Origin of the sequence: Hymenobacter psoromatis, from assembly GCF_020012125.1 — a bacterium.
Classification (GTDB): domain Bacteria; phylum Bacteroidota; class Bacteroidia; order Cytophagales; family Hymenobacteraceae; genus Hymenobacter; species Hymenobacter psoromatis.
Map to the genome: position 1 here is coordinate 1,218,841 of NZ_JAIFAG010000001.1, position 11,965 is coordinate 1,230,805.

Sequence of the window (11,965 nt, forward strand, 5' to 3'; positions counted from 1 at the left end):
TTCCCACCTAAATCAAATTTTATGAGAGCATCGTTACTCACGACAGTAGTCGTGCCCGCTATGCTATGCGCGTCGTTGCAGGCAGCGGCACAGGCCCAGGGCCGCGTAGTGCAGGGCACGGTTCGCGATATCAAGGGCGAGCCGCTGATTGGGGCCGGCATTCGGGTCAAGAATACGCAGATTGGGACTACGGCCGACGCCAACGGCCACTATTCCATCACGGTGCCCGCGGGCAGCGACGCGCTGGTAATCAACTTTATCGGCACCTCACCGCAGGAAGTCACCATCGGCGACCGCAGCACGATTGATGTGACGCTGCGCCAGGATGGGCAGAGCCTGAACGACGTGGTGGTGGTGGGCTACGGCTCGGTGAAGAAAAGCGACCTCACCGGCTCGGTAGCTTCCATCAAGGCCGATGAGCTGCAAATCGGGCGGCCGCTATCCTTCGACCGCGGCTTGCAGGGCAAGGTGGCCGGCGTGCAGGTGACCCAGAACGACGGCGCGCCAGGCGCGGGCATCAACATCCAGATTCGGGGCATCAACTCGTTTGGTACCAACTCGCAGCCGCTCTACGTGATTGACGGCGTGCCGCTGCAAGTTAATAACGACTCCTCTACCCCCAGCGGGGCCACCAGCAGCAGCGACAACGCGGTGCAAACCACCAACGCGCTCAACTTCCTGCGGCCCAGCGATATCGAGAGCATCGAAATCCTGAAGGACGCTTCGGCCACGGCCATCTACGGCTCGCGCGGAGCCAACGGCGTGGTTATCGTGACTACCAAGCGCGGCCAGAGCGGCCAAGACCGGGTAGACGTGTCGTTCCGCACGGGCTTTGACAAGATACGCAAGCAAATCAAGGTGCTCGACGCGCAAACCTACGCGACCTACCTCAACGAGAAGTTTACCAACTACAACAAATACTACGCGGGCAGCGACACCACGCAGTACTACGCCCTGCCGTTTTCGGGTCGCCTCGACCCGCTGACCGGGCTGCGCTCGGCTATCCCGTCGGACTTTGCGAATTACAACACTAACTGGCAGGACGTAATTTTCCACAATGGTCCGGTGAACGAGGCCTCGGTATTGTTTTCGGGAGGCGGCGGCGACAAGGGTAGCTTCGCCATCTCGGCCAACTATGTTAAGCAGAGCGGCATCGTCAGCAACTCCAACTTTGAGCAAGGCAACCTGCGTCTCAACGTGACGCGCAACGTGACGAAGTGGCTGACCTTTGAGACGAGCACCCAAGTGAGCCGCTCGCTCAACAAACTGGTGAAAACGGCCTCGTCCAATAGTGAGGGCAACGCGGGCGTTATCTACTCGGCCCTGCGCTACGCGCCGACGGCACAGGTTGGCAACGACTCGCTAAAATTTGCCGGGGGGCGCTACGTTACACCGCCCGACCAGGTGACGACCACCAACCCGCTGAGCTACATCCAAGACGTGAAAAACCAGAACCTGGTTAACTCCATCTTCTCGTCTAACTCACTGGTTTTTAATATACTACCGGGTTTGCAATTTCGTAGCCGCCTGGGTCTGAACTACTACGCCTCAACCCGCAACGTGTACTACCCCCGCAACACCTACGAAGGTGGGGCACTGATGGGCGTGGCCACCGTTTCGACCTACAACGAGTTCGATATCACGTCGGAAAACATCGCTACCTACACCCACAAGTTCAACGAAAAGCACGACCTGACGGCGGTAGCGGGCTTTACCTATACCGACAATAACTACAATAACAACAGCATCAACGCCTACGGTTTTCTGAACGACGTGCTTCAGGACAACAACCTGGGTGCGGCGACCAACCGCCTGCTGACATCGGGCCGCAGCGAAACCAAGCTGATTTCGTACCTGGGCCGCGTTAACTATAATTTTCTGGGCCGCTACCTCTTCACCCTTACGGGCCGGGTAGACGGAGCCAGCCAGTTCGCGCCCAGTCATAAGTACGCGCCGTTCGCGGCCGGTGCCTTCGCTTGGCGCGCCATTGACGAAGAGTTTTTGAAGAACTCCAACGTATTCAGCGACCTTAAACTGCGCCTGAGTTATGGCTCGTCGGGCAACCAGGCCATTGGGGCTTACCAGTCGCTGGCCCGCCTCACACCCAACTCCTACGTCTTCAACGGCCAGCTAGTCAACGGCTTCTACGTTAGCTCGCTACCTAGCCCCAACTTGACCTGGGAAACTACTTACCAGGGCGACGCCGGCGTGGACATTGGCTTTCTGAAAGGCCGCCTCAACCTGACGGTGGACGTGTACGATAAGCAAACCAAGAACCTGCTGCAACAGCTGCCGCTGCCTCCTGACACGGGCTTTGGCACCGGCCAGATAAACGCCGGCCAGGTGCAGAACCGTGGCCTGGAAATCTCGGCCACCGTGCGGGCCATCGATTCGGACAAGTTTAAGTGGACGCCCTCGGGCAACATTTCCTTCAACCGGAACAAGATTATTGACCTGGGCGCGAATAAAACCGTCGCTTTCTCACCGCGTATTTCTACCGGTCCCGAAGTGTTACCCTTCATCTTGCAGGCCGGGCAGTCGCTGGGCCGGGTGTATGGCTACCAGGAAGAAGCTATTTTTAAGAATGATGCCGACGTGCAGACTCACGCCAAGCAACAAGGCGCGGCACCCGGCGAAATCAAGTATAAAGACATAAACGGGGATGGTGTAATTGACTCGAATGACCAGCAGGTTATCGGCAATGTGAACCCGAAGTATGTATTTGGCTTCAACAACACGTTCAACTACGCGAGTTTCGACCTGACGGTATTCTTTCAGGGTAGTGTGGGCAACGACATCGTGAACTTTACGCGGGTAACTTCCGAAAACCTGGGTACGACCCGCAGCAACAACATTACCCAGGAAGCCTGGGATAACCGCTGGACGCCCCAGAACCCGAACGGTACCAACCGTAAGGCTGTATATTCGGACGAGGTACCCTTCCTATTCAGCAATCGCTTTATTGAGGATGGCTCCTATGTACGCCTCAAGAACGCGACGCTGGGCTACAATTTCGACTTCAAGCAGTATGGCATACGCAGTGTGCGCGTCTACGTCAGTGCCACCAACCTCGTGACCTGGACGCACTACAAGGGCTACGACCCGGAGGTGAACGCCTACGGCCAGAACCCGGCCCTGCGCGGCGTAGACCTAGGTAACTACCCCACCTCCCGGCAGTTCTCGGCTGGGGTCAACGTCGGCTTCTAACCTCTTACCCCACCCGATATGCATACCTTTAATAAACTACTGCTGGGCGCAGGTGCGGCGCTGCTGCTAACCGCTACCGGCTGCAAAAAGACGCTCGACGAGGTACCTTACGACTTCTACGCCCCCGAAAACGTGTATAAGTCGGCTGATGACGCCGAGGCGGCCATCGCGGGCGTATACTCCGACTTCAACTCCTACGACTGGTTTACCAAGCCGTACTGGGAATTCCTATCGGAAGACGACGACCATATTGCCGGGGCCAGCTTCGCGCTCACCGGCATTGGATCGGGCAACTACCTCGGCGATTATAAAACGCCCATCATGTTTACCGGGCCCTACGCCGTGATTGCTCGCGCCAACACGGTGCTGGAGCGCGTGCCGGCCATCACGATGGATAAAACGCAGCAGAACCGTATTCTGGGCGAAGCCCACTTCTTGCGCGCGTTCAGCTACTTTACCCTAGTCAAGCTCTTCGGGCCAGTGCCGCTGCGCACGGCCTCGGTTACGTCCATCACCGACACCAATATTCCACGCTCGTCGGTGTCCGACGTGTATAAGCAGATTATCGACGACCTGCAACAAGGCGAAACCCTGATGCCCTACCAGGGCGACCCCGGCTCGGGTGCGCTGGGCCACGTCAACAAAGGCGCGGCGCAGGGTCTGCTGGCCAAGGTCTATGCTACCATCGGCTCGGCCTCGCTGAAAGGCGCGCAGATGACGGTCCAGGGCGGTAAAGACAACGGTTTCTACACCTACAATAAGGACGTGGTAGCCGGCTACGAAGGCTTCGACAGCAAGCAGTACTACCAACTGGCTAAGGATGAGGCTGGTAAGCTCATCACCAGCGGTAAGTACTCGCTGTTTCCGAACTACATGGACCTGTGGAAAAAGTCGAACGATAATTTGGTGGAGCACATGTTCATGGAGCAGACGTTGGCCGGCAATACCATCCACTCCAACTTCGTGAACAACTACTTCACCTCGGGCGACCTAGGGGGTAGGGGCTACCTCTGGATGGATACCAACTTCTACCAGCAGTTCAGCCCCCTCGACGACCGGATAACCAAGGATGTGACGCACTTCTGGTTCGAGGACTACGGCAATGGTCCCTTCTACTATTTCTACCCCCGCACCGATTCGCTGAAGTACTACATCGTATCCGTCAATACCAAGACGGGAGCTAAGCCGGCCAAGGGCGATACCACCTTCGCACGCTACCAGAACAAGGCGCAGATTCTCAAGTACTACGTCCCCGGCAAGCCTATTGCTCCCAACAACAGCGACGGCAACTTTGGAGCCACCAACTACCCACTGCTGCGCTACGCCGACGTGCTACTCGTGTATGCGGAGGCCGAAAACGAGCTGAACGGGAATACTCCCGATGCCCGCAAATATTATCTGCAAGTACGCGTTCGCTCGAACCAAACCGCGACCGCGGCCCAGGACCCGCTGCTTGACCCTTCAAATCTCAACCAGTTGCAAATGCGCAGCGCCATCTTCGCTGAGCGGGGCCAAGAGCTGGCCTTTGAGTCGGACCGCCGCTACGACCTCCAGCGCTGGGGCGTGTACTTGCAGACGATGAACCAGATTGGCTTGTCCAAGCAGAATGTGCTCAAGAGCCGCGACCAGCGTACCCTACTCGTGCCGCTGCCCGTGGCCGAAGTATTAGCCAACCCCTCGGTGACCCAGAACGCCGGCTGGTAAGCAGCTGGTCAACTAACGCTCCAGAGGCCGTTCCTGCCGGGTGGCTACTTGCCACAGACCAGGAACGGCCTCGTTGCTTTCGAGGAGTACTACACCATGCGTACATATTTATGAAAACCATTCTGTCGCGCTCGCTGCTATTGGCCGCGCTGGCCTTGGGGTGCACCCAGGCTTTTGCCCAGCCTGCCGGCTTCGTGCGGCGGCAGGGTACTGGTTTCACGCTCGATGGCAAGCCCTACCGCTACATCGGGGCCAACTACTGGTACGGGGGCCTGCTGGCTACTCAGGGTGAGGCTGGCAAAGCCCGCCTCGTCAAGGAGCTAGATTTTTTGAAAAAGCAGGGCGTTACTAACCTGCGCGTAATGGTAGGAGCCGAGGGGCTGAGCCACGGCTATCAGTACCGCGTACTTCAGCCCCTGCAAACTGAGCCGGGTAAGTTTGACGAAAATATTGCTCGTGGCCTCGACTACCTACTGGCCGAACTGGACAAGCGCCAGATGAAGGCCGTGCTGCACTTTACCAATACCTGGGAATGGAGTGGCGGCTTAAGCCAGTACCTGGAATGGAATGGCTATCCCAACCAGCCCCTGCCTAAAGACCCGGATTTTAATTGGAATAAGTTTCAGCAGTATATCGCGCAGTTTTACACTTGCGAGCCCTGCAAACAGCAAGTTGCCGGCTACATCCGCTACGTGCTGGGCCGTACCAATACCCTGACCAAGAAGCCCTACGTGCAGGACCCGGCCATCATGGCCTGGGAAATTATCAATGAGCCCCGGCCAATGACGGCCGCCGCCACGCCAGCCTTTGAGACCTGGATGCAGCAAACCGCCTCCTTGGTTAAGTCATTGGATAAAAACCACTTGCTGACGACTGGTAGCGAGGGCGACATCGCCACCGATAATAACATGGCCGTGTACGAGCGCGTGCACGCCGACCCCAATATCGACTATCTCACCATCCACATCTGGCCCAAGAACTGGGGCTGGTTCCGCGACACGGCCACGGCTAAAGGAATGCCCGCCGTAATTGCCAGAGCCACGGCCTACGTGGACAAGCACGCGGCCGAGGCCCAGAAGCTGGGCAAGCCGCTGGTGATAGAGGAGTTTGGCCTGCCGCGCGACGGCCAGGTATTCACCCTTGCCGCCAGCACCACGTTGCGCGACGAGTACTACAACGCCTTATTTGGAATGATGAAGCAGCATCCGATTATTGCGGGCTACAACTTCTGGGCCTTCGGGGGCTCGGCTCGGCCCGTGCCGGGCCAGGTGTTCTGGAAGGCTGGCGATGCCTACATGGGCGACCCCGGCGGCGAAGAGCAGGGCTTGAATTCGGTATTCGACGTGGACAAATCTACCTGGGCCGTTATTGGCAAGTACCTTAAAACCATAAAATAAGCCATGAATTTTCGTAAGCTCACGCTGGGCCTGGCGCTGGCCGCCACCACGCTGGCCGGCCGCGCGCATGCCCAGGCTGCCCCCTCCTCCGACCCCGCCGCCACCCCCGAAACCAAGCTGTTGCTGGCTAACCTCCACCGCTTGGTAAGCAAGGGCACTATGTTTGGGCACCAGGATGCGCTGGCCTACGGCATCAGCCAGGGCCAGATGTGGAAGGGCGATGCCAACCGCGCCGACGTGAAAACCGTGAGCGGCTCCTACCCCGCCGTTTTTGGCTGGGAGCTGGGGCACATCGAGCTGGACAGCGCCCGTAATCTCGACGGCGTGCCGTTTGACCGCATGAGGGGCTACATCAAGCAGGGCTACGAGCAGGGCGCGGTTATCACCATTAGCTGGCACCTTAACAACCCGCACGATGGCAAAACGGCCTGGGATACCACGCGCACCGTCCCCTACATCCTGCCCGGCGGTGCGGACCATGCCAAGTACGTGAGCTACCTCGACCGCGTGGCGACTTTCCTGGGCAGCCTGAAGGGCAGCAAAGGCGAGGCCATTCCGGTGATTTTCCGGCCGTTTCACGAGCATACGGGCTCCTGGTTCTGGTGGGGTAAGAAGGAGTGCACCCCGGAGGAGTTCAAGACCCTCTGGCAGTTCAGTGTCAACTACTTACGCAAGGATAAGAAGCTGCACAATCTGATTATCGCCTACTCGGCGGCCGATTTCAAAGACGAGGCCGACTACCTGGAGCGCTACCCCGGCGATGCCTATGTGGACGTGATGGGCTTTGATGATTATTGCAACAACGTACCCAAGTTCCGGCAGGAAATGGAGCGCAAGCTGGCCGCGCTGCTCACCATCAGCCAAGCTCATCACAAGCTGCCCGCCCTCACCGAGTTTGGCTACGAAAGCCTGCCCGACCCCACCTGGTGGACCGGCACCATGCTACCCCTGCTGGAGAAGTACCCGGTTTCCTACGCCCTCACCTGGCGCAATGGCGACCCGAAGCACTACTTCGCGCCTTTTCCGGGCCAGCCCAGCGCCGCCAATTTCAAGCAATTTACCCAGAATGGTAAAATTCTGCTGGAGAAGCAGATAGCGCCACTGCATCTGTACACCAAGACGTTATAATCCCTGTTAGTCCCCTTTCCCAGGGGCCACCCTCCCTACCCCCCGCATGAAGCTTCATCTTATCGACCTGCTCATCATCGCTACCTACTTGCTAGCGACGGTGGGTATCGGCCTTTACTACCGCAAAAAATCGAGCCAAGACAAGGATAGCTATATGCTGGGCGGCCGCACGCTGCCTTGGTACAAGCTGGGCCTGAGCGATGCCTCGGACATGTTCGACATCAGCGGTACGATGTGGATGGTGAGCCTGTGCTTCGTGTACGGCATGAAAAGCATCTGGATTCCCTGGCTCTGGCCGGTGTTCAACCAGGTGTTTCTGATGATGTACCTCTCGCGCTGGCTGCGGCGCTCGGGGGCCAGCACCGGGGCCGAGTGGCTGGCCACGCGCTTCGGGCAGAAGGGGCCGGGCGTGTGGGCCTCGCATCAGGTCGTCATCGCGTTTGCCCTGCTGAGCTGCCTGGGTTTCCTGGCCTACGGCTTCGTGGGGCTGGGTAAGTTCATTGAGATATTTATTCCCTGGAACCTCGTAAGCGGCTACATTCCCTTCCACGTGGCCCCACAATACGTGCCGCACGTGTACGGCATCGTATTCACGCTCTTCGCCATGTTCTACTCCATCATTGGCGGCATGCACAGCATTGTGCTGGGTGATATTATCAAATACTGCATCATGACGGTGGCTTGCATCGCCATTGCCATCATTGCCTACATCAACCTGCAAGGCCACGAGTTGGCGGTACCGCAGGGCTGGTTCAATCCATTCTTTGGTTGGCGGCTGGGGCTCGACTGGTCGAAACTCATCCCCGAAGTCAACAGTAAAATCTCCAGTGACGGGTACTCGCTATTCGGTATTTTCTTCATGATGATGGCCTTCAAGGGCATTTTCGCCTCGCTGGCCGGCCCCGCGCCGAACTACGATATGCAGAAAATCCTGAGCACCCGCTCGCCCGAGGAAGCCAGCAAGATGAGCGGCTTCGTCTCGATTATTCTGCTACCCATCCGCTACGCCCTCATCATCGGCCTCACCATTCTGGGCCTGCTCTACTACCACCAGATGGACCTGCGCACCGCCACCGGGTCCATTGACTTCGAGCGCATTTTGCCCGCCACCATCAACAACTTTCTGCCGGCCGGGCTGGCCGGGCTGGTACTTACCGGCCTGCTGGGGGCATTTATGGGTACTTTCAGTGGCACCGTGAACGCGGCGCAGGCGTACGTGGTAAATGACATTTACCTCAAATACGTGAACCCGCAGGCCAGCACCAGCCGCATCATGTCCATGAACTACGTGGTGGGCGTATTGGTCGTGGCTACCGGGGTAGTGCTGGGTTTCTTGGCCAAGGACGTGAACACGGTGTTGCAGTTCATCGTGTCGGCGCTCTACGGCGGCTACATCGCTTCCAACGTGCTCAAGTGGCATTGGTGGCGCTTCAACGCCACGGGCTTTTTCGTGGGCATGACCACGGGCATTGTGGCGGCGGGTTTTTTCGGCTTTTTCATCGAGTCTGGCAATTTGCTCTACTGGTTTCCGCTGCTATTTGGCATCTCGCTGGCGGGTTCCATCATCGGCACCTACCTCTCGCCGCCCACCGAGGCGGCCGTGCTGCATAATTTCTACAAAACGGTGCGGCCCTGGGGCTTCTGGGGCCCGGTGCTGGCCGAAGTGCAGGCCCTGGACCCTACGTTTCAGCCCAACCGCAACTTCAAGCGCAACGCCTTCAACATCGTGCTGGGCATTATCGCGCAGCTCTGCCTCACCATCCTACCCATGTATTTGTTGCTGAGCCAGCACGTGCCGCTGGCGGTGGTAATAGTCATTCTAATTATCGTGGGCACCATCCTGAAAAAAACTTGGTGGAACCGCCTAAGCGACGACTAGTTTCTTCCTAAGCGCTGAGCTGCTAGCAAGTAGCGTTTCTTTCCAGAGTGCCTTACTATTCTTCAATTATCAAACAAGCTAATAGCTAGCAGCTTACAGCTAGCAGCTCAGAAACTATGTCTTCCGTATTCAACCGCCGCCTGCACCTGTTGCAAACTAAGCACGACCAGCTGCTTCACCTGCCCAACGCGAAAGAAGAGGTCGGTAACGGCATTTTCGACCGCTACGTGCACCCGGTGCTCACGGCCGCCCACGCGCCGCTGACCTGGAAATATGACCTCAACCCGGCCACCAATCCCTTCCTGATGGAGCGTATCGGCATCAATGCCACGCTCAACGCGGGAGCCATCAAGTGGCAGGGTAAATACGTGCTGGTGGCCCGCGTGGAGGGTAACGACCGCAAGTCGTTCTTCGCCGTGGCCGAGAGCGAAAACGGTATCGACGGCTTCCGGTTCTGGGACCGCCCCATCACGCTGCCCGAAACCGAGGACCCCGATACCAACGTGTATGATATGCGCTTGGTGCGGCACGAAGACGGCTGGATTTATGGCCTCTTCTGCACCGAGCGCCGCGACCCCGCTGCCTCGGACGCCGACCAGTCGGCCGCGCTGGCCAAGTGCGGCATCGCCCGCACCAAGGACCTGGTGGCCTGGGAGCGCCTGCCTGACCTCACCACCGGCTCGGCCCAGCAGCGCAACGTGGTGCTACACCCCGAGTTCGTGAATGGCCAGTACGCCTTCTACACCCGCCCGCAGGACGGATTCATCGATGCCGGCAAGGGCGGCGGCATCGGCTTTGGCTTGTCGGAAAGCATCAATCCGGCGCGGGTCATGCAGGAGGTTATCGTGGATAAGAAGCAGTACCACACCATTTCGGAGCTGAAAAACGGCCTCGGCCCGACCCCGATTAAAACCGAAAAAGGCTGGCTACATTTGGCCCACGGCGTGCGTAACACCGCCGCCGGCCTGCGCTATGTGCTCTACTTATTCATGACCGACCTGCACGACCTTACCAAAATTACGCACAAGCCGGCCGGCTATTTTCTGGCTCCGGAAGGGAAAGAGCGGGTCGGTGACGTGTCGAACGTGGCCTTCGGCAACGGCTGGATTGCCGACGACGACGGCCGGGTATTCATCTACTACGCCTCGTCCGATACTCGCATGCACGTGGCTACCTCGACTATTGAGCAACTACTTGATTACGCCATAAATACGCCCGAAGATGGCCTGCGCTCGGCACTATCGGTGCAGGCAATTAACGCGCTGATTGACCGCAATCTAACCGCCCCTACCCCCTCGGTAGGGGAGCGCGTAGCGAGTGCCGTGAGCTCAAATGGGGTTACGGGAAATTTGAATTAAAAATCAAAAGTGACAAATTAAAAATTGGGGTTGGGAGGGAAATTAATTCATTTCCTTCCCTCCCCAATTTTTAATTTTTAATTCAAAATTTTTAATCAAAAATGATGTTACAAGCTGCTGAATTTCAGACGGAACTAGATAATATTCTCACTTATTGGCGCACCTATGCGCCGGACAAAGTCGAGGGCGGCTTTTTTGGGAAAATTGACAACGAAAATCGTCCTACCACCATCGCGCCGAAGGGGGCGGTGCTACACGCCCGCATTCTGTGGACGTTTGCGGCGGCCTGCAACCACCAGCCTAGCGTCGAAAACCTGGCCGTGGCCCGGCGCGCCTACGAGTATATAATCGCGCATTTTCTGGATGCGGAGCACGGCGGCGTGTACTGGTCCGTGGATTACCAGGGCCAGCCACTCGATACCAAGAAGCAGATTTACGCGCTGGCTTTTACCATTTATGGTCTGAGTGAATACCACCGCGCCAGCGGCGATGCGGTAGCTTTGGCACACGCGCAGGCGCTGTTCCGCACCATCGAAGCGCATAGCTTCGACCCCGCGGAAGGTGGCTACCTCGAAGCTTTTGCCCGCGACTGGCAGCCGCTCGGCGACCTGCGCCTGAGCGCCAAGGACGCCAACGAGAAGAAGACTATGAATACGCACCTGCATATTTTGGAGGCGTATGCTAACCTCTACCGCGAGTGGCCCGACGAGCACTTGCGCCAGCAGATAGATTCCCTTTTGCTGGACTTCACGGACCATATTATTGACCAGGAAACCGGCCACCTCACCTTGTTTTTGGATGAGCACTGGCAGCCCCGGCCCGATGCTGTTTCCTACGGCCACGACGTAGAGGCGGCTTGGCTGCTGCTGGAGGCCGCTGAAGTGCTGCACGAACCCGACCTCGTTGCCCATTTTCAGCAAACGGCCGTGCAACTGGCCCACGCCGCCGCCGAGGGGGTAGGGCCCGATGGGGGCCTGACCTACGAGCTGCACCCCGGCGGCCACCTCGATGCCGACCGCCACTGGTGGGTGCAGGCCGAGGCCATGGTGGGCTTCTACAACGCCTATCAGGTGAGCGGCGACATGCACTTTCGAGCCTTGGCCGAGGGCGCGTGGCGCTTTACGCAGCAGCACATTCTGGATAAAGAAAACGGCGAGTGGTTCTGGGGCGTGCACGCCGACGGCTCGCTGATGACCGGCGAGGACAAGGCCGGCTTTTGGAAATGCCCTTACCACAACGGCCGCGCCTGCCTCGAAATGCTGCGCCGGCTGAACACCCCGCACCCGTAACTC

7 protein-coding genes are annotated in these 11,965 nt (G+C 58.2%); all 7 read left to right on the plus strand.

All coding sequences use genetic code 11. The annotated features are described in order from the left end of the window. The first annotated feature begins 21 nt into the window (after window positions 1–21). Entirely contained in the window at window positions 22–3,207 is a 3,186-nt protein-coding gene (locus LC531_RS05230; RefSeq protein WP_223649257.1) for a SusC/RagA family TonB-linked outer membrane protein, read from the plus strand. A gap of 18 nt (window positions 3,208–3,225) precedes the next feature. Further along, a complete protein-coding gene (locus LC531_RS05235) occupies window positions 3,226–4,911 on the plus strand; it encodes a RagB/SusD family nutrient uptake outer membrane protein (protein ID WP_223649258.1) in 1,686 nt (561 codons plus the stop codon). Window positions 4,912–5,021: 110 nt separating this feature from the next. Next, window positions 5,022–6,308, plus strand: a complete 1,287-nt coding sequence (locus LC531_RS05240) for a glycoside hydrolase 5 family protein (RefSeq protein WP_223649259.1) — start codon at window positions 5,022–5,024, stop codon at window positions 6,306–6,308. A gap of 3 nt (window positions 6,309–6,311) precedes the next feature. Next, entirely contained in the window at window positions 6,312–7,436 is a 1,125-nt protein-coding gene (locus LC531_RS05245) for a glycoside hydrolase family 26 protein (RefSeq protein ID WP_223649260.1), read from the plus strand. Between the two features lie 46 nt (window positions 7,437–7,482). Next, window positions 7,483–9,315, plus strand: coding sequence for a sodium:solute symporter family protein (locus tag LC531_RS05250; protein ID WP_223649261.1), 1,833 nt, complete (start codon window positions 7,483–7,485; stop codon window positions 9,313–9,315). A 116-nt stretch (window positions 9,316–9,431) separates the two neighbouring features. Then, window positions 9,432–10,673, plus strand: coding sequence for a glycoside hydrolase family 130 protein (locus LC531_RS05255; protein ID WP_223649262.1), 1,242 nt, complete (start codon window positions 9,432–9,434; stop codon window positions 10,671–10,673). A gap of 101 nt (window positions 10,674–10,774) precedes the next feature. After that, the gene (locus LC531_RS05260; protein ID WP_223649263.1) at window positions 10,775–11,962 is read left to right on the plus strand and encodes an AGE family epimerase/isomerase; all 1,188 of its coding nucleotides are present in this window, start codon (window positions 10,775–10,777) and stop codon (window positions 11,960–11,962) included. The last annotated feature ends 3 nt before the right edge of the window (window positions 11,963–11,965 follow it).

Excerpts from the sequence above, each read along its gene's own strand:
- LC531_RS05245 (WP_223649260.1), top strand. The coding sequence starts at position 6,312 with ATGAATTTTCGTAAGCTCACGCTGGGCCTGGCGCTGGCCGCCACCACG.
- LC531_RS05255 (WP_223649262.1), top strand. The coding sequence starts at position 9,432 with ATGTCTTCCGTATTCAACCGCCGCCTGCACCTGTTGCAAACTAAGCAC.
- LC531_RS05230 (WP_223649257.1), top strand. The coding sequence starts at position 22 with ATGAGAGCATCGTTACTCACGACAGTAGTCGTGCCCGCTATGCTATGC.
- LC531_RS05250 (WP_223649261.1), top strand. The coding sequence starts at position 7,483 with ATGAAGCTTCATCTTATCGACCTGCTCATCATCGCTACCTACTTGCTA.
- LC531_RS05260 (WP_223649263.1), top strand. The coding sequence starts at position 10,775 with ATGATGTTACAAGCTGCTGAATTTCAGACGGAACTAGATAATATTCTC.
- LC531_RS05235 (WP_223649258.1), top strand. The coding sequence starts at position 3,226 with ATGCATACCTTTAATAAACTACTGCTGGGCGCAGGTGCGGCGCTGCTG.
- LC531_RS05240 (WP_223649259.1), top strand. The coding sequence starts at position 5,022 with ATGAAAACCATTCTGTCGCGCTCGCTGCTATTGGCCGCGCTGGCCTTG.